Source organism: Paenibacillus sp. Leaf72 (genome assembly GCF_001422685.1).
In the GTDB taxonomy this organism is placed as follows: Bacteria; Bacillota; Bacilli; order Paenibacillales; family Paenibacillaceae; genus Pristimantibacillus.
Map to the genome: position 1 here is coordinate 176,124 of NZ_LMLV01000001.1, position 19,602 is coordinate 195,725.

Here is a 19,602-nt window from a genome sequence, read left to right on the forward strand (position 1 = left end):
CCTTTTCCATTAAGTTAACAATTTGCAATTATGAGCTACCAAAAAAGCGGTTATTTGTTGCAAAAGCGGCTCCTGCCCCTCCTCATAGAAAACGGCAACCTCCAGCCTGTAAGCATAATTAAACCGAATATATCCGCCCAAACGCTGCAAAAACAAAGTGCACGTATAGGCATTTTCAATTTGAAAATCCGGCTGGAAGCTTTCCTTGCACTCACGTGCCAGCTCCGGCAGCTCATATCCGGCCTTATCCGGGGCAAAATGAAAAAATTGATGCTTACGCGTTTGTGTCCATGGCTCAAAATAAGGCGGAGCCGCCGCTTCCTGAGCAAGCTTTTCGCTATAAATCTGATCCAGAAGCTCCGTATAGTCGGCATGCTCATTCGCAACCTCAGCATACAGCTCAATGATTTCCGAATGCCGCGGCAGCCAGAGAATGCCCTTTACATCGGAATGCACCGCGAGAAAATCGCCATCAATGGTCGTGCCAATCGACACGCATTCGGCAATTTGCTGCTGCGTAATCGGGGAGGCATCATTATGCTCCCAAAACTCCTCCTCGGCAAACGGCTCCAGCACGCCGGAATCCGGCACTTCAATATTAAACCAGCCGCGATAAGTGCCGGGCCCGTTAAGAGTCAAAAAGCGCACATACGCTTCAGGCAGTGTCAACTGCCGCTCCTGTTCCAGCTGATGCAGCTTCGCTGCCGATATAGGTGAACCATTAGTCGATACGATATACATGGGCAGGCCTCCTTTTATAAAAAACGCTTCATATAGCTCATTGCTCATTACTCATTTGCTCCCGCTCCTGCATGCGCTGCTCGCGTTGTATTAATAGGCGGCTTGCAGCAGCTGCTCCATAAGCGGCTGGCGCGTATCCTTCGTTTTGCGAGCTGCTGCTTTCAGCTTGTCGGTCCCGCCCCAGATCAAATAAATGAGATGCTCCACTTCATAATTTTGCAGCCCCGCCGCTTGCTCCAGCAGCAGCTCCAAATTGACTTCCTCTTCAAAGGCCGGCTTGATTTTGAGCTTGAGCTCCTCCGTGCTATGCAGCATGCAAACAACGAGCGTTGCAATAGAATCGGCATTAACACCATAGCGGGCCGCGAACTCGGCGGTAAATTTATTTTGTACGGATTGATGCTCTACATCAACCAGCTTCATATACTGCTCGACTAGCGAAAAATACCGTGGATCGGCTAGGCCCAAGCCGAAAACAGCATAGCTACCCGGCATGCAGCTTTTCTCATCCTCCGCATCGCCATACCATTCGAACTCCTCCATTGCCTCGCGCGCATATTGCTCCAGCTGCGAATGCAGCTCATCAAAGGCGAGTGCATTTGCAAAGAAACGGTGCGTATCCGATTTGGCCAGCCCTTTCAGCGGCAAATAGTGCTTCTCGCTCGACTTAAGCTTGATCTTATAGCTTTTGGGGAAGCCCTGCTGCAGCAATCGAAGGATGAACGACACCGCTCGTCCGTAGCTCTGCTGCTCCTCCTGCTTGATGACGATCGTAATCGTTGAAAATACATCATTAGCTTTACAATGTACAAACGCATCACTATAATCGCTATCTTCCTTCGGATAGGCGCCGCTGCCTTCTTCAAGCAGCTGTGTTGCTTTGTCGCTTCCTAGTTGCCGAGCACAATCGATAAAGCTGAGCCCTCTTGACTTGCTATAGCTTGGCTCGAAGCACAGAATAGCGACAGCCGCATAAAGCAGCAGCGTGATCAGCCCAGGCTGTACGGAGTCGTCAGCAGCCTCAGGCTTCAATATATACTGCTTCTGTCCATCCTCGCCCTCCTCTATGGCGAAATACGTAGGCAGCAGTTGGTTTTCCACCCAGGCTTTCAGCATCATAATGATATAGCTGCGATGTTCTTGGAGCGCTTCTTTACGGGATTTATTGAGCTCTAAAATTTTCTCGAATTTGGCAATGATCCATTCGCCGTCCAGCTGCGGGAAAAGCTGCTCACTCAGCAGGTGCCGCACCAGAAAAAACGTATCCAGCGGCTTCGTCGGAAATTTGCCGGCATCCAGCTTTTGCGCCACATAAGTTTGAATATGTCCCAGCAGCTCCTGCTTTTTCGCCTCATTCACGTATTCTACGAGCGTGAGCTCGAAGACGCTTTCCACAGCCCGGAACTTCCCGCAAAAAGTAAAGCGGTAATCCGTAACAGGTGAAGCCGCCAGCAATTCCAAACGTTCCCCGGTTGCTTCCGCCAGTTGAGGCTTAATGAGCGTCTGGATCTGCTCTATCGTAAACAGCGCATGCGGATCAGGCTGCTCATCCTTTTCATCCGGCCAACCAAATCCCAGATCGTGATCTACAATTTGTATAGGCTCCGCCGTACAGTCTATTAACGCGTAATCAGAGACGCCTACTTGCAGCTTCGTACGTTTAACAGTATCCGCTGCATCCTGCTTCTCCAATTGGTCGAACCATTGGTGAATCTCTCGTTTCATCTCATCTATTGCCGCTCGTTGTGCTGCTTCCATCCAACTGTTCACCTTCCACTTTCCATATTTAAAGTTAAAGCAATAACCGTTATGTATCCCATCCATTAAATACCCGATTTCATTAAACCTGAACAGCCCGCTTTTAAAAAAATGAAAGGGCACCCGCTGCGGGTACCCGGCTTTTAAGCACAGCTATGATTATCTTCAGGGGCATGCTTCCAGCGTCAACTGCAAACGAAGCTTGTCCTCTTATTTTATCTGCGGCAGATGCCGGGAACAATAAGTCTTATGGACGGTTTTCCCCTAATTGCTGGTAAAGAAGCCCTCAGCTTAGCTGCACAGATTCCAAGTTTGAACATGCTCGGTTTAATGATACAATAGGAGCGTAATTGACCAAGCTTAACCCCAACTCAAATCTACGAAGGAGTGACGTAAGTGGCTGTTCAGGCGTATTTGAATTTTAATGGCAACTGTCGTGAAGCGGTATTGTTTTATGCAGAGGTTTTCGGAACGGACAAGCCTGAAATTATGACATTCGGGGATTCTCCTCCAAATCCGGAGTATGAGATGCCGGAAGCAGTAAAACCTTTGGTTATGCATACGCGGCTGAAAATAATGGGCAGCACAATTATGTTTTCTGATGTATTTCCAGACTCTCCTTACGTTGAAGGCACAAACATCAGCCTCTCCGTCGTCAGCAAGGACCTTGAAGAACTGCAGTCAGTCTTCAACAAGCTCAAAGAAGGCGGCACTGTAGAGATGGAGTTACAGCAAACCTTCTGGTCTAAAGGCTACGGCAGCCTGAAGGATAAATTTGGCATTCAATGGCTCATCAACCAATCCGACGAAGAGCTTTAATCAAGCCTCATTCATAAGGCTTTGCATATAAATACCCGCCTGCCCTGTTTGGAGTTCGTCCAAGCAGCGGCAGGCGGGTATTTTTCTGACATTTACTTGAACGTTTGTGGTCTTGCACAGTGAGCAGAATATCGTATAGCCTCATTCCTGTTTCAAGGGAACGCTGAATTTAGCGTGATTTATCAAAAGCCGGTTTCAAGCTTTCGCCGACATCTTCAAGAAATGTGTCCATATGCCACTTCAGCCTCGTGCCGAGCTGCCTTCCATAAGGCGTTTCTGGCGGAAGAGCGCAGGGCCTCAGTCGATTTTAACCTTCCGCACTCTCGATTTTGCCGATGACACCTGTGAGCGATTCAATGTGCTCGGCGTTTGTCCAACCGGAGAGACCTCTTCTCCATACCATGAGCATCTGCCAGTCGACCTGCCGCGTTTCTATCGCCCAAAGCAGCTCGTTCGTCCGCATCGGCGTTAGCGGCATGCCGTTCTCTGCCGGTATCCAAAGTGTATCGTCCGAATTGGAGACGATCGGCATTGCTCGAACGTTGGAATAGGATGCGTCGTAGGCGTAACGGATCGGGCAGTCATCCGCCTCCAAAGCCTCCAAATACAGCCTGATATCGTCCAGTAATTTCTTTGCGGTTGATACATATTCCACAGGACCCTCCAGCAGCGGCGCTCCTCCCGCAGTAATGCTGCGGTCCGTCATTTCAAGCTCCGCATTTCTCAGCGCCGACCAGCTCCAATTCACTGGCGGGTAATCGTCCTTTTTCCACTGCACGCCGCGCGATTCGACAACCATACCGTAACGCCCCGACTTGAAATTGCGAGGATACACGATCCCATGGACCAAACTGGTATGGCCGATTGAATAATGGCTCCGTATTTTGTCCAGCTTTTTCGGCGACAGCGAAGCGCCCGCCGAAAAATGAGGGGTCCACTGATGCCGCGAGCAAAGCTCGCGCAAATACAGCTCGTCAACCCTGGCGTCGAGGCTGGACGGTTCCAACAACAGTGAACCGCCGTTAACGCCGAGATCGATTATTTCGCCGCTATCGTCTCCTTCAAGAACAATCATTTCCTCGACAAGCGGTACCTTCACCGCTTTAATCTTATCCACGCGTTGAACGGCTAGCTTCTGTATTTCCCGCAGCATTTCCTCCAGCAGATATGCCGACATTCCTTCCCTCGTATTGACGCTTTCGTATTTCGAGAAATAGACGGTTTTTTCGTTACGGGCCTTTATATCCAAATGAACATAAGCCTCCCAGGAACAACGATAACGAAACCACAATATTTTTTCATACAATGCCGTATCGGTTACGACAAGACTGTCTTTTGCACTGTTCATTAAGGATTGATCCAATACAGCGACGATGGTTTCGCTAGAGGGAATGCGATGCGCTCGCCGTATAGCCGGCTCCTTATTCGCCGGAATCTTACTCCAGTAATGCTTGTAGCCTTGCATATAACGGTCGAAAACCGCTCTCAGCTCGTTCTGCCATTCCATGCTTGTTTCGTCCACGATCCCCCCTCCTTTCGAACACTATACGGATAAAGAATTTTTACGATCGGCGCGTTTCTGACTCAGGTTTTGGAAATACGTGATAGAAAATGCGATAGCGATAGGAATGCTAATAAGCATAATCCACAACGTCATTCCTATCGCAATAATCGTAAAGCTTCTGGCCGAGCGAAGCGGGTTGGCAATCCAATAGCGGTAACGCACCTCGCCAGGTGTAAGATTCGATACTTGCTGAACCCACGCTTCAACTTGCGGGTGACCAGGATGCCGTTCCGAGCATTGCTTGAAATGCGCAATCGCTTGTTGGTAAAACTTACCCTTATACAGTATATTTCCGTAATGCAGGCTCATTTCCAAATCATTGGGATGCTTCTTCAAGTATTCCTTCAACAACGTATTCGGACTAATTTTCTTCTCTAATTGTGCGATCCTGATGCCCCGTAACAGTATTGCCGGATCGTTGTCGTTCAGTTTGGCGAGCACAAAGGTTTCGCTGAATAGACTGCGTAAATAATGGATATATCGTTCTTGGTTTTTGCGAACGCTATCGTGCGTGCCAACGACGAACTTGTTGAACGGATCGAGCTCCACAGCCGACTCTACCACCTGTACAGCCTCCTCAAGCCTGCCCAAATTTTGCAGCACGACTGCATGCTCCGCCAAAAATTCGGCGTTTTGCGGTTCAAGCTGAAGTGCGGTTACAATGAGCTTCTCCGATTCTTCCATCCTTCCTACTATCCGAAGCACATAGGAGAGGTAGGCATACGACCAACTGTATTCTGGATCGAGACGAATGCTCGTCCGCAGCAGCTTGCATGACTCGTCCAGCCGTTCCTTCAATCTTTTTTTCCAACTGACACGAAACCAAACTCTCTGGTATGGCTTTCTGCCGTAACGATATACTGCCTGTTCGCAGAATGTAACGGCCAAATGATAGTTGGATGGCGCATCGTTCGGGTCCAGCTCCAGGCTGCGCGTCAACGACTCTACCGATTCTTCGAATCTTGTAAGCTTTCTATAAATAAAGCCAAACAATCGATGCACATACAAATCGTCGGGCTGCTGCTTGATTAACAGTCTGCCAAACTCCAATGCCTCGCCGTATCTTGCTAGCTCGTAACAATTCCATCCGCAGGTGTACAAGGCGTCGTAATGCTCAGGATCGATTCGCAGCGCTTCGGCTGCTTGCTCCAACGCGGCCTCATGCTTGTTCATGTCCCAATAGTTTCTCGCAAGCTCCATTATCTTATCGATTTGACGTTCCTGATTTGTCATATGCTTATCTTGCCTTTCTGTTCCGTTAGTAAAATATCTAGTCCGTACGCGGCTTCCATTAAATCAATCTCCCGAATTGCCGCAGATAATGCTCCACCTCGTTGTAGATACCGCTCTGATTGGAATATTTGACGTAGTTTTTCGCCGTGCGTAGCCATTCCAGCGTCGTCGGACGAATTTCTCCGAGCGCCTGCTCCATATCCTTTATTCCGATCGGCCGCTCGACGCCCGTCTCGAGAATATGCTCCAGCACGATTTCCGTCGCTCTTTCGACGACGTTGTCGATATCGGCGCCCGAATAAAACTCCGTGGACGCGGCCAGCTTTGCGATATCCATTTGCTTGACGTAACGGCCATGCAGCTTCATTTCGAACGTACGTTTTCTCGCTTCCACATCAGGCGGTGCCACAAATACCATCCGATCGAACCGGCCCGGCCGCTTCAGCGCGCCGTCCACATCCCACGGCAAATTCGTCGCTCCAAGAATAAGCACTTGATCTGTGTTCGTATCGATTCCCTCCATCTCCGTAAGGAAGGTGTCGATCACGCCTCGCATCGAGCTGCTTGAAGATTTAGAACGATTGTATCCTAACGTATCGATTTCATCGAAAAACATAATGCTGGGCTTTTGAGAACGGGCCTTATCGAACATGTCTTTTAAGTTTCGTTCGCTGACGCCTATGTAAGGATCCAAAATATCCGTAATATGGACGGGAATGAAGGACGCCCGGCACTCTCCCGCCGTCGCTCTCGCGATATATGTTTTGCCACAGCCGGGCGGGCCATACAGCAGTACGCCTCCGCCGATTTTTTTACGAAACTTGGAAAAGAGCCCTTGATTGTAAAACGGACTAATAATGCGGATATGAATCGACTTCTTGAGCTCGGTCAAGCCTGCGACATCCTCGAACGTAATTTTGGGCACGCTGACCGCTTCCTGCTTCGGGTCCACTTGTCCACCGTCAATCACCTTCAATCCGATATGTCCCTTTGTTAAAAAAGACCTGCCGTCCGCTCCCGGCTGTTCGGCGATACCACGATCTTCGTCGTTTTCACCATCTTGTCCATCTTCCTCGAACTCTTCTTCATCGTCGCTTGCTACAATACTATCGGATTTGTCCGTCCATCCGCTTGCTGAATTCTGATTCTGTTCGCTCTTCGCTTCGCTAGCGGCAGCAGCTAGCGCCACCGCGCCACCTTGTAGGCGCATCGACGCATGAGTAAGCTCCTGCAGCAGTTGAGCGCGAAGCTCTTCTTGCCCCGTACAGCATGAAAGCCCTGCGGAATAAGCGCCAATTGCTTCCACGTACTGTCCGCCTGCGGCATATTCCATCCCCAGCCAATAATGGGTTTGAGGGTCTTCCGGTCTTTCGGACGCCATCTGGCGCAGCCAATCGATTTTGTTCATCTGTGTATGCTCCCCACTCCTGAAAAATAGTCTCTCTATATATGTCGTATACTTTCTGTCCAATTTCAATAGATGCACAAAAATGGACCTTAATTTCCACCTGAACTCCATCATCATTCAAAAGGATACAATAGCGTTTCATTCATGATTTCTGATTTTTTATACTTTCTATCTCAACTTAAGCAGCATGAAATCGGTAAACAAGCCTTGATATAGCTATCCTGAAAATGTGTTCACGTTTACCATAAGTAGAGCGCAAGTTTTTTCCTATTATTCGATCCATCTAATATTTATATCAACCTTTCGTATGAAGGTATAAGTAATATCGGTAAAATATGGATGTATTATTATATTAAATGACGAAGATGAGCGCAATACGGGGAAAACCTTCTTTTAGCTTCATTCAGGCCTCAAAACAAAGAGAAACCCAAGCGTCTTGAGACAAGACGTAGGGTTTCTCTACAATTTGACAAGAAAAGCCGTCAAAACGGCGACTTTTTTTGTTAGCACTATTACAGTACACTCGCTTCCAGATTCTGCTCTACAGCCTGTTTCTCCTCTTCCAATAAGCTGACTAACACATCCGATAGCATTTCAATCGTGTTGCCGCTGAGAAGATCGCCCACCATTGGCGCACAGCCAAATTCGCTAGTAATGCGATTACGGAGTTTAATAGCCATCATAGAGTCGAGGCCAAGCTCCGGAAGGCTGCGTGTCGTTTCAAGAAATTCCTGATCGTAGCGAAGCAGCTCCGCGATAATTGCCGTGAGCTGTGCCAATACAGCAGCCGCTCTTCCTGCTGGCTCTAATGCTGCCAATTTCTCTGACCAGTTAATGGTTTCCTCAATCTGCTGCCCCTCGCTGCGCGCCTTTTGTTCTAGCAGATTAAGCAGCGGCGTGTCCGGGTACAGCATGCGGACGGAATTCCATTCTGCGGAAAGCACAGCCACCTGAGCAATCGGTTGACCGAGCAAATGCTCCAGCAGTCGCTCCCCTTCTCCATCGAGAATGCAGTCTATTCCATTTTCCTGAAAATGGGCTGCTAAGTTCAGTCTGGTGACCATACCAGACAGCCATGGCCCCCAGTTAATGCTCATAGCTGGCAGCCCTTGACTAAGACGATAATGGGCCAATCCATCCATGAATGCATTGCCTGCGGCATAATTCCCCTGTCCCGCTGGCGGAAGCAGCGCGGCAATGGAGGAGAACATCACGAAAAATTCCAGCGGCTCGGAGCGTGTTGCTTCATGCAGATTCCAAGCCCCTTTCACCTTCGGTTCATAGGCTTCATCGAAAATATGTGCCGGCATTTGTCTCAGCAGCATATCTTGGACGGTGCCTGCACTATGAATGACGCCTCGAACTGGTGGGTGGCCACTGCTGATATAATTCTCCATAAAAGCTTTTAGGCTCTGCTGATCTGTAATGTCGATGCAAAGGGTCTGCACATAAACACCAGCAGCTTCCAGCTCGAGTACGAAAGCGATTCGCTCCGCTTGCACAGCCTTTGTCGGATCATCGGCAAGGTTCGCCAAATAGCCTTTCCATTCATGCCTTTCCGGCAGCGGGCTCCGACCGAGTAAAATCAACCTTCTAGCCCCCCGCTTGACAAGCAAGCGCGCAGCATTCTGGCCGAGCGAGCCGAAGGCGCCAGTAATGAGATATGCGCCGTCCTCACGGCAGCGCAGCGGAAGTGCCGTTCCTGGAATGCGAGTTGCCTGATTGAGGCGAAGCACATGGCGCCCACCATCCCGGAAGGCCAGCTGATCCTCGCGTCCCGCTTCTTCACTGACCAGCTCCCGAACAAGCTGCTGCGCCGCTTCTGCAGCGGCCGCATTCGGATCGATATCGCAAATGCCGCCCCAATAATCACGAAACTCTTGTGCGATCGATCGTCCAAGCCCCCATGCTGCGGACTGGAAGACTGCTGGCGGCTTTGTAACGGCGAGTTCATCCAAGCGATGGACGAGCTGTGCACCGCGCGTCAGCGTCCAGAGACGTACCCTCGCATGATGACTGGCTATGCTCTGCACCGCATAAAGCATGGAATAAAGGGATAGCGCTTTATGCGGTGTAAAGCTCTCATTCCCTTCCATCCATGGACTGCTCCAGCACCTGCTGCCCTGCTCAGCTTCCGCTTCAAGAGCATGCAAATGCATGCTCACCGGTTCAGGAATATCCAAATTCCAGGCATGAACAATGCCGCGAAGACGGCTTCCAAATGCCTGTAGTGCATCCTTCACCATGCTGTCGTAATGCTGCTTCGTGCCAGGGTGTATTTTACTCCCATTCAAAGCAGGCACAAAATGATATTCTCCTTCAACAGCGGGCCATACAATAACCGCCTCAAAATTCTGCTGTCGCAGTATTGTGCTTGCTGCCTCCGCCACACCGCTGTCATCGGCGAGAAACAGCCAGACATCCTTCTTTGTCACGCGCAGCGGCGAGTCGCTCAGCTCAGGAGCAGGCTGCCACTGCGGCTCATAGAACCAGCGCTTTAATTGTGCACTCCTGATCTTTCCTACTCCCGCATCCACCGCCTGTTTGACGAAGCCGAGAAACTCGGCTACCAGGCGTCCATCTTCGTCATAGACGCGCAGGTCTCCCTTTGTTATCTTATCGTTGCGCTCCGTCAATCGGCTGTGAGCCCATAGTTTCCCTTCTACCTTTCGATAAAAGCGAATTTCCCCAATTCGCACGGGCAGACGAAACTCATCTCTCGTTTCCTTTGGCGCCTCGCCTTCAAGCGGGAATTCAGCAGCCAGCATCGCCTGAAAACAGGAGTCCATTATCTGAGGATGGAAGATGTAACCCTCTGTCTCCGCTGCCGCTAGGTCCATTTTAATTTCTGCCCAGGCCTCATCCATTCCAATATAAGCTTGTTGCAAGCCTTGGAACATGGCTCCGTAATCAAAACCCATACGGTTTAAAATCTGGTAGGCCTGATCGCGCCCTACGGTACGGCGCATCGTTTGACTCGCAAGCTTCGGATTCTGCTGTGCCGCTGGCGCGACCGGCTGGAGCTGCCTTACCCGACCGGAGGCATGTAGCGTATATGGACTTCCTGACGTATCTGCCGCCGAATAAATTTGGAACGTGCCGTTCTCCACGTCGAGATAGTGCTGGGTAAGCATGACCGTGGAGAGCTGAGGTAGCGTAAGACTGCGGTGCAGTTCGATCTGCTCAAGCGCATACCCGCTTCCGCCCAAGGTGTGCTGAACCGCCGCCATTGACGCTTCAATATATGCTGCCGCCGGGAAAACCGTCTGATCCAGTACCCGGTGGTCACGCAAATAGGGAAAACGAATGAGCGAGACCTCACCCTCCCAAGCTGCCGCTGCGCCAAGCAATGGCCTGCCAAGCAGCGGATGATCACGCAATCCTAGACGAATTAGCCGGATGACCTCCGGCTCATGCCAGTAGGCCTCCTTCCGCCATGGATAGGCCGGAAGCTTCGTCCACTGCGCTTGCGGATAAAGGGCGGTCCAGTTCGGCTCAAATCCCCAAGCATAAAGCTCAGCAAGCGACAGCAGCATTGCTTCATGCTCGTCCTCCTTGCGGCGGATGGAGGCAACAGCCAAGGCCCGGCGGGCACCAAAGCATTCATTCAGCGCTCCAGTAAGAACAGGATGCGCTCCGATTTCCACAAAAACCGTATAGCCACTCTGCAGCATTTGTTCAATGGCCGGTGCGAAGCGCACCGGTTCACGAACATTGCGCCACCAATAATGAGCATCTACAGACGCGCCGTCAACAAGCTCAGCAGTGACGCTCGAAAAAAGCGGGACGGACGCTGACTGTGACGGAATCCCCTGCAGGCTGTCCAGCAGCTCCTCCTCAATCTCCTTCATGAAATGGCTGTGAAAAGGGGCTCGCACCTTCAATTTTCGGTTGAATAATTTCTGCTCTGCCGCCAAGGCCAAAACATTGTCCAATGACTGAATTGTTCCTGCAAGCGTGACCGATGAAGGGCTGTTAATCGCAGCAATGCTCACCGTTTCTTCAAAGTCCTCCACTAGCTTCTTCGCTTCCTCCTCGCTGGCGCCGACAGCCGCCATGCCGCCTCTTCCACTTAAGCGCTGAAGAAGTCGGCTGCGGTGGTAAACGATCTGAAGCGCATGCTTTAAGGGATAAACGCCCGCCGCATAAAATGCAGCAACCTCGCCTGCACTATGGCCTACGATGGACTCCGGCACGATTCCCCATGAGCGCCAAAGCTCTGCCAATGCGATCTGGAGAGCACAGCTGATCGGCATTGAAATTTCGGTTTCGTCCATCAGACTGTCCGCTTCATCCTTCTCGAGCTCAGCCAGCATCGACCAGCCGGCAATTTCTTCAAACAAGCGGTCACACTGCTCCATCGTCTCTCGGAACACAGGTTCAAGCTTCAGCAGCTGCCTTCCCATGCCGTACCACTGCGGGCCCATACCTGAGAAAACCCAAGCAAGCCGCGGCTTGTCGCTTGGCCTATTCATGCCGGTGATGACGCCCTGTGCCGCTTTTCCTTCGCCAGCTGCAGCCAAAAGCTCTGCCAGCACATCACTGTCTTTCGCAATACTCGCTTGACGGTGAGCGTGATGCTCGCGGCGCTCGCCAGCGCTCCAGCACAGGTCTTCCAGCGCTAAGCCGGGACTGCTAAGCCGATGCAAGTAGCTTTTGCTGAGCAACTGCAGTCCTTCCGCTCGCCTTGCCGAGAACGGCAGCAAATACGAGCGCTGTGCAGCAAATCCTTTTTGCTCCACAACGGCTGATGGACCTGCTGCTGCCCTTGTGTCAACATCTGCCGCTGCCTGCCGCTCGCCATCACGGCGATAGCCAGCTTGAACGGCTATCAAGGACGCCTCTTCTTGCGGCAAAATATCCTTTTCGCTCACAGATGGCTCCCGGACGATCACATGCGCATTTGTGCCGCCATAACCGAATGAATTGACTGCCGCAATGGCTTCACCGTCATGCGAAGGCCACGGCTCAAGCTTGACGGGCACGCGGATGCCCCATTCATCAAATCGAATGGCCGGGTTCGGATTATGAAAATGCAGGTTCGGCGGAATTTGCTTATGCTGGAGGCAAAGCACCGTTTTTATTAGACCAGCTACACCGGCCGCTGCTTCGGTATGGCCTATATTCGTTTTACAGGAGCCAATGAACAGCTTTTCCGATTCCGTCCGCCCTTCTCCATAGGCTGCGGCAATGGCCCGCGCCTCGATTGGATCTCCGACCGGCGTGCCTGTTCCGTGCGCTTCAACATATTGCACGTCCGCTGCAGAAATGCCCGCCTTGCCCAGCGTTTTTCGAATCAGCCGCTCCTGCGCCTCGGAGCTGGGAACGGTAATGCTAGCCGTATGTCCATCCTGGTTGACACTGCTTGCCATAATAACCGCCTGAATCGGATCGCCATCTGCTAGAGCATCCTCCAATCGTTTCAGCACGAGCATACCAACGCCTTCGCCCCGGACATAGCCGTCCGCAGAGTTGTCAAAAGTTTTGCACCGGCCTTCCGGCGACAGAAATCCGCCTCTGCTTTCTACCAGCGTGTATTGCGGGGTGAAAATCAGCACAACGCCACCAGCAACCGCAAGCTCACTCTCGCCCTTACGCAGGCTTTCGCAAGCCAAATGCAGCGAAACAAGTGAAGACGAGCAGGCTGTATCAATGGTCATGGACGGGCCGCAAAAATCATAAATATATGAAATCCGGTTTGAAATCATCGTGGTCATACTGCTTGCGGCGGTATACGGCCCGGCGTCCCGCTGGAATGGATCGCCGAATTGCAGCGCGTGATAATCGAGCGCGAATGCCCCTACGAACACACCTACCTCCCGGCCGCGAAGAAGGGCGGGGCGCTGCCCGCCGTCCTCCAGCGCTTCCCATGTAACCTCAAGCAAATGCCGCTGCTGTGGGTCCATATGATGCGCTTCATGCGGCGATATGCCGAAGAACTCTGGGTCAAACCGGTCGATGCCGTCAATAAAACCGCCGTGCCTAGTTACCATTTTACCCGGTTTGTCACGATCGGGATGATAGAAATCCGTGTTCTTCCATCGCTCTGGCGGAACCTCCACGATCGCGTCTGTACCATTTTTGAGCAGCTCCCAGAATTGTTCCGGATTGTTCACCCCGCCGGGAAAACGACATCCCATGCCGATAATCGCAATGGCCTCCTCATTAGTGTGAGTCTGCTCCTTCGCGAACTGCTGATGCTTTTGCTTAGACATCGTGATAGCCTTCCTTTCCAACCTCAAGTCGTTATCGGCGTCCATACCCGAATGGCAGGACTTGTATCTCCCTGCGGCCCTTGCATTAGGCTGTAGTCGAGCGCATATAAATTCCGCCATTCATCTACGGCAATTTTCGCTGCATTTACGCCCTCCGTTGAAGAAAGAAGCGCTCCCTGCCAGCTGTACACGTCAAGCAAATACTGACTTGCCTGATTTCCGCCGCCGGAATAAGACAGCACATACATATTGCCGTCCACATCGATATCTAGATCAATGTACGATATACCAGACGTCTGGCGAAGCTGCAGCACAGGGGACATAGCGAAATAATTCTGGCTGTTGCCGAACACGTCGAAGGCCTGCAGCCGCTTGTTCCCTGCCTCCAGTACGATAAGGGTACCGTCAGGTGCAGCTGCAACTGCTACGGGCTGCTGCATAAGCCCGGGCCGTGTCCCCACTCCACCGACCGAATAAGGTCCCGGAGCTGCGCTGTCCGCCACCGGCTGCGCGCTTAGCTGCACAATTTGCAGCATGCTTGCGGCTGTGCTGACTGCAGCCGCAAATCCAGCTGGATGAGCGGTCAAATCATCCACTGTACTAAGCGTTAAATACCCTCGGCACGTTCCCGTAGGGAACTGAAAAACGCCAGCATCTCCGAGCGCGATGTTCCTGAGCGCATATGGCTCCGTACGTGTATCGAAGAACAGATTATTATCACAGTTGTGGCCAGCTGCAATGGTCGTCATCGTATAGAAGCCGCATGATGCGGGCTTAAGCGAATGGGCAGGCGATGACGAAACCGAAATGGCTTGGAGCCTGTACATTTGCGCCCCTGCCCCGCCGCCGCTGCATGGCGCACACGTCTGGCCCGATGCCCTCCAGCCATACACAAGCGCCGAAGCAGCAGCATTAAATGAAATGCCAGTAAGTTGACATAGATTGGTTCCGACATTGCTGCAGTCCAAACTTGCAATCGTCGAGGGGTCTGCCTCAGTTGCCGGCTGCCAATTGAAACCCGCCTCAGGGCTAAAGGCCAGCGCCATCGTTTGCCGATAGCCCTTTGCTGCTGCAGCTGGGGCATTTTCTTGAATCACGATGCTGAGAGTGGAGGATGCTATTCCACTTGCTTCACCCTGCCCAACTAAAGCTCCAGAAGCGTCGTAGATGAACGCCTGCGCGGACACGGCAGCATTATGTGGAACATTGGCAAACGACGACTTTAACAGCGGATCACTCCAAATGCCGTTTATCAATCCGCTCTCTGTTTGCACATCGCCATTTCCTGTCCATTTAACTGTATATGAAGCAGCTGTAAGCGGCCATGTGCCATGGGCTGGGTCAGGATATACCTCAACCGTTGAAACCACGATCATATTCATGCTATAAACCTGCGCGAAAGTTGCAGGAACAGACAGTGTCTCTACCACACCGCTTACTGCGCCGCTCTGCAGAGAAGATAACATGCCCGCTAGCGGCCAATATGTGCTTTGGGCTGCCTGAATAAGAACATCGTCTTTGTATTTGAGACGCAGCGCAGCGAGCAGCTTAGGCAACGAGCCGCCGAACAACAGCTTGCCTGTCTGCGCACAGAGCAGATTGATTGCATCCAATGTTGAGACGGCAGATGACAAAATCCCTGCTGTCTTTTCCAATTCCATTACAATTCCGCTGTCGCTAAACAGCTCGTAATACCATGCCGCTGTCGCCGAAGTATACTCGCCGGCGGACTTCATGATCCATGGAACAGCGTAGCCGAGCACAGCTGAGAAAAAAAATGGCAGCGGATTGGCAACGCTGTTCCATCCAAGCGCACCCAATGTTCCGAAGGTAAGCCGGACAGATACCGCTGCACTCGGGATTTGAAATGACTGCGTCGTCTGCTGGGCAGCGGCAGGCATACCTGCTATCCCGAGTGTTGGCGGCACCAGTCCTATGAATTTCAACGTTGCTGTTTCAAAGGGCGAGCCTGATTGGAGTCTTGATGTCCATTCCCCAGCTTCAAGCGTAATGAGCGCACCGGAAGCATCGAGAAATTCCGTGTATAGACTGTAGAAAGCCGGAAAACTATTTTGCAGAACAATTTGGAACTGCTTCGATTGAGGGTCGGCGCTGACTGATTGCACCGTAATGCCGCATTGCGGCTGGAAATTATCCGCCGTCCACTGAAAACCAGCAGCTGGCGGAATAACCGGCTGATAAGCACCGGTGACGCCCTGCTGAACAGACCATAGCCTATTTAGCAAATTGTCGTCCTGTTTGACGAGTACAAGCGTTCCTTCAATAAGCGGGCCAACTGCCGAGGTGATTGCAGAAGACAGCGTATATTGATAAACGGCATTCGTGCCGAGCTTCCCGATCTGCTCTATTGTGGCCCAGCCTCCGCTAGACGAAGCCGGCCCCTGTTTGCTGATCGCTGTCGCGAGTCCATAGAGCAGATTGGTCTGGCTGTTGATCAAGCTGTTGACCTCGGTTTGAATAACCGGATCCGGTGAAGACAGCTCCGGATGCGCCCCCGCAAGCAGAACCGCGTAATCCATCGGTGCTGGGATGACCTGGCTTGCCATTTTATAGACCTCCTTATAGGTTTAATTGCACCAATGAAACGGGTCCGGCACACATGCTGGCGGCTTCGGCGGCGCAGCAGCCGTCATCATCTGCTCCCATGTAATATGCTGCGGAGGCAGCTGATTCAAATACTGCTTCAGCTTTTGCCCATTCGGACAAGTCGTCGTGCCGTCCATGACATCCTGAGTCATCTGTGTCGTAGCCAGCACGATTCGGACCTGTTCCAGCGTATGGGTATCATCGGGACGAATGACCATCAGCACCGATCCGTATATATGAAGCGTTTGATCTTCGTTTGCAATAATATAAAATTCCACATAGCCCTGCTGTAATTGTGAAGTATCCGTGCTGATATTACTTAAATGCCATTTGCTGCCCGGGATGATGACTTGGTCGATGCTTGCAGAGGATACGAGCGGATATCCCGCGCTGCTGAAAGCGTTTTGAATGTCAGAGGCCAAATTTTTCGCATCAAGCTCCTTGCTCATGGACTGAGGCAAATTAAACAGATGAACGCCAATCGGGCCGCCGGATACGTATAACTGCGTACCTATTTTGACTATGGAATAGATCGGATAAATGGGATTAGAAGCGTTTTTAATCGTCCAATAGCTGCCCAGCGTTACAACTGTCACAGTCGCCCCCGGGTCCAGCGGAAAATGGTTGGTTTGGAACTGGCTGCGCAGCGCTGCTGATATCGTCTGATTGTCCAGATCGACGGCATACGATGACGCCAGTGTAAAAAAAGGCCCTTCGTTCAGCGATACCGCTGCATTCGTTAATACAGCATTCTGCAGCTGCGCCTGCTGGAAAACTGCACCTTGAATATTGGCAAAAGCAAGCGAAGCCTGCTTCTTGTTAATCGATGGCGTCAAATACGTGCCGTTCAACGTCGCTGCGATCAGATTGGCTGAATCCAAATTGCAGCCGTACATCCGGGCCTGCGAGAAATCCATGCTGCCAAGATTGGCATTGGCGAGATCAGCTTCCTCCAGATCGGCGTTATCCGCTTTTGCCGAGCTTCCGTACCAGTTGACGCCCGACATATTGACCGCATACAGGTTCGCATCGGTGAAAATGGCATTAGGCATATAAGCCCCCGCTAGAACGGCAGCATCATTGCTTGATACATAAAGCCATACGTTCAGGACAGCCCCGCCGTTCGTAATGGTATATACCGTGTTGTTATCGGTGATGATCCAGTTCTGGCTCGGAATGCGGACCGTAATGGTCGCGGCTTTCGAAAGCGGATACCCTGCATTCTGAAAAGCCTGACTGATCGCAGACGTGACGGCGCCGCCGTTCAAATCGGAGATGAGCGAGGTGCTAAGCGTAAATGCTTCCTGCTTGGCTCCAAGCTGCGCACCCGTCAAGTTTGCGCCTGTCAGCGTCGCATTGGACAATGAAGCGCTGAACAGGGCGACCCCGTTTTGCAGGGAAGCATTGGTCAGTGTCGCGAAGCTGAGATCAGCGCCGGTCAGATTGCTGCCGTCCAGCAGTGCGCCGGTCAAATCCGCATGCGTGAAGGTTACGTTCTTTAACGAACATTTGTTGAGACGAACCTTTTGCATGCTAGCCCCCGTAAAGTTCGTTTGGGCATCGATGATGGCTGTCGTCAAATCCTGGTTGTTTAGTGTCGAATTAGTCAACGTAGCCCCCGGAATTTGAATGCTGTCCAGATTCGCCAGCAGCAGATTCGCACCGGTCAGGTCGGCTTTCGTCAGGTTGGAATGAATCAGCACCGTGCCATAAAGGTTTGCACTTGCCAGGCATGCTCCTGTCAGGTCAACTCCGTCTACAGAAGCACTAGACAGGTTGGCAGATGTAAAATCACAGCCAGCCAGGCTCGCATCGGAAAGCGATACAAATTTCATAGTGGCGTTGCTAAAATCGACGCTCACAGCCGTACATTTATCCAGAATGGCGTAGCTCATCGACGCGCTTGCAAAGCTCGAATAAGAAATAATCGTATCCGGTCCTTGGAATGTCGCTTCAAACAAGTTGCAGGAGTCTAAATTTGCACCGCTAAGATTGGAGCCAGAAAAATCAATTTGGCTGAGATCCGCTCCAGCTAAGTAAACCCACGACAAATCGGCCGAATGAATAACCGAGGCCTGCTGAATTTGCACCAGACCAGGTGTGATTGACTGCTGATGGAATAAAGCCGTCGCTGGCGGATTGTTCGATGCTATTCTGCTAATCGTGCCTCCGCTCATATTAATGTCATACTGTATGCCCGATACTTGCTCGACGAGCAAGACAGCATTGCCGCTTGAAACTAATGTAAACAGAGCAGGAGCCCCACTCCGATCCTCTGTTGCCGCATAACCGCTTCCAGCATAGACAACATATTTGCCATTATTGGCCTGCAGCCAAAAACCGGTACCCATATCCCCATAAGTATTGAATCGCTGGTCAGGAGAGGCGGCGGTAGCCTGGACAGCCACCAACTGAGAGGTAGATCCATCCAGGCTCATATACGTGCTTCCAGCTGTATCGCTGAATATCCATTTTCCAATAAATGTCATCATGGTCGAGGACATTCGGATTCCCCCCGCCGATTATTAATTAAGTTTGACTGCCTTCCTTGATTGAGACTTTACCGTTTGCGCCCGAATTACCGTTCACGCCAGGTGCTCCGTTCGTTCCGGAAGCTCCATTATCCGCATTGGACGGATTTTGCCCCGGTGCCGTGCCATTCGCGCCGCCTACCCCGCCTACGCCTGCAAAGCCCGCACTGCCTCCTTGCCCGCCAATAGCACCGTTTGATTGGGCAATAACCGGGACGGTAAGCGATGCGCTCACATAACGGACGGTAATATCGCCGCCGTTGCCGCCATTTCCGCCATACCCCCCGTTTCCACCGTTGCTCCCATTACCGCCATTGCCTCCTGTAGCTGGGGGTATGGAGCTGGAGCATTTGGAATTTTGCTGGCCTGCGCTGCCGCCGTTGCTGCCATTTCCGCCGTTTCCTCCATTACCGCCATTTCCGCCGCTGCCTCCTGCGCTGTAGATGGTAATGGGACTCTGAGCTACAATGGATTGACACTTGAAAATGAAATCGGAGGCTGAGGCGCCTGCGCTGCCCTGCTCGCCATTTTGACCCGAGCTTACCGCATTCTGTCCCTGCTGACCGTTCGTAGCACTGATACAATGCGGTGTATCCAATTTGTTATACGTCCCATTCGTGCCGTTGCTGCCGCTTGCGGCCGCACTCTCACCTTGCGCGCCATCCGCCCCATTGGTTCCGCTTGCCCCTTGAATGACAATATCGTAGCTTGCACTCATGATCTGCT

General features: G+C 51.7%; 10 protein-coding genes. 1 reads left to right on the top strand and 9 read right to left on the bottom strand.

Annotated elements, in window-relative coordinates:
- Window positions 1-9: 9 nt before the first annotated feature.
- Together ASF12_RS00735 and ASF12_RS00740 are read right to left on the bottom strand one after the other, a co-directional pair.
- The gene (locus ASF12_RS00735; RefSeq protein WP_155972693.1) at window positions 10-789 is read right to left on the bottom strand and encodes an SMI1/KNR4 family protein; all 780 of its coding nucleotides are present in this window, start codon (window positions 787-789) and stop codon (window positions 10-12) included.
- A 42-nt stretch (window positions 790-831) separates the two neighbouring features.
- Entirely contained in the window at window positions 832-2,499 is a 1,668-nt protein-coding gene (locus ASF12_RS00740; RefSeq protein WP_056028416.1) for a DUF6138 family protein, read from the bottom strand.
- A gap of 396 nt (window positions 2,500-2,895) precedes the next feature.
- Between ASF12_RS00740 and ASF12_RS00745 the strand changes: the two genes are divergently transcribed.
- Window positions 2,896-3,318 carry a VOC family protein gene (locus ASF12_RS00745; RefSeq protein ID WP_056028419.1) on the top strand — a complete coding sequence of 141 codons (423 nt, stop codon included), beginning with the start codon at window positions 2,896-2,898 and terminating at the stop codon, window positions 3,316-3,318.
- Window positions 3,319-3,625: 307 nt separating this feature from the next.
- On the opposite strand, the gene ASF12_RS00750 is transcribed toward ASF12_RS00745, so the two are convergent.
- The 7 genes from ASF12_RS00750 to ASF12_RS36105 form a co-directional block, all read right to left on the bottom strand.
- Window positions 3,626-4,840 carry a hypothetical protein gene (locus ASF12_RS00750; RefSeq protein WP_056028422.1) on the bottom strand — a complete coding sequence of 405 codons (1,215 nt, stop codon included), beginning with the start codon at window positions 4,838-4,840 and terminating at the stop codon, window positions 3,626-3,628.
- A 21-nt stretch (window positions 4,841-4,861) separates the two neighbouring features.
- Window positions 4,862-6,115 (bottom strand): tetratricopeptide repeat protein, encoded by a 1,254-nt coding sequence (locus tag ASF12_RS00755; protein WP_056028425.1) that lies wholly within the window; start codon window positions 6,113-6,115, stop codon window positions 4,862-4,864.
- 58 nt (window positions 6,116-6,173) lie between these two features.
- Window positions 6,174-7,523, bottom strand: a complete 1,350-nt coding sequence (locus ASF12_RS00760) for an ATP-binding protein (RefSeq protein ID WP_056028428.1) — start codon at window positions 7,521-7,523, stop codon at window positions 6,174-6,176.
- A gap of 512 nt (window positions 7,524-8,035) precedes the next feature.
- On the bottom strand, window positions 8,036-13,738 hold the full coding sequence (locus ASF12_RS00765; RefSeq protein ID WP_056028432.1) for a type I polyketide synthase: 5,703 nt from the start codon (window positions 13,736-13,738) through the stop codon (window positions 8,036-8,038).
- A 23-nt stretch (window positions 13,739-13,761) separates the two neighbouring features.
- The gene (locus ASF12_RS00770) at window positions 13,762-16,305 is read right to left on the bottom strand and encodes a hypothetical protein (protein WP_056028436.1); all 2,544 of its coding nucleotides are present in this window, start codon (window positions 16,303-16,305) and stop codon (window positions 13,762-13,764) included.
- A 21-nt stretch (window positions 16,306-16,326) separates the two neighbouring features.
- Window positions 16,327-18,849 (bottom strand): pentapeptide repeat-containing protein, encoded by a 2,523-nt coding sequence (locus ASF12_RS00775; RefSeq protein ID WP_056028439.1) that lies wholly within the window; start codon window positions 18,847-18,849, stop codon window positions 16,327-16,329.
- A 25-nt stretch (window positions 18,850-18,874) separates the two neighbouring features.
- On the bottom strand, window positions 18,875-19,594 hold the full coding sequence (locus tag ASF12_RS36105; RefSeq protein WP_056028442.1) for a hypothetical protein: 720 nt from the start codon (window positions 19,592-19,594) through the stop codon (window positions 18,875-18,877).
- Window positions 19,595-19,602: the final 8 nt, after the last annotated feature.

Bases quoted from the DNA above. Each gene is read 5' to 3' on its own strand.
- ASF12_RS00770 (WP_056028436.1), bottom strand. From the start codon at position 16,305: ATGGCAAGCCAGGTCATCCCAGCACCGATGGATTACGCGGTTCTGCTT.
- ASF12_RS00755 (WP_056028425.1), bottom strand. From the start codon at position 6,115: ATGACAAATCAGGAACGTCAAATCGATAAGATAATGGAGCTTGCGAGA.
- ASF12_RS00760 (WP_056028428.1), bottom strand. From the start codon at position 7,523: ATGAACAAAATCGATTGGCTGCGCCAGATGGCGTCCGAAAGACCGGAA.
- ASF12_RS36105 (WP_056028442.1), bottom strand. From the start codon at position 19,594: ATGAGTGCAAGCTACGATATTGTCATTCAAGGGGCAAGCGGAACCAAT.
- ASF12_RS00740 (WP_056028416.1), bottom strand. From the start codon at position 2,499: ATGGAAGCAGCACAACGAGCGGCAATAGATGAGATGAAACGAGAGATT.
- ASF12_RS00735 (WP_155972693.1), bottom strand. From the start codon at position 789: ATGAGCAATGAGCTATATGAAGCGTTTTTTATAAAAGGAGGCCTGCCC.
- ASF12_RS00765 (WP_056028432.1), bottom strand. From the start codon at position 13,738: ATGTCTAAGCAAAAGCATCAGCAGTTCGCGAAGGAGCAGACTCACACT.
- ASF12_RS00775 (WP_056028439.1), bottom strand. From the start codon at position 18,849: ATGTCCTCGACCATGATGACATTTATTGGAAAATGGATATTCAGCGAT.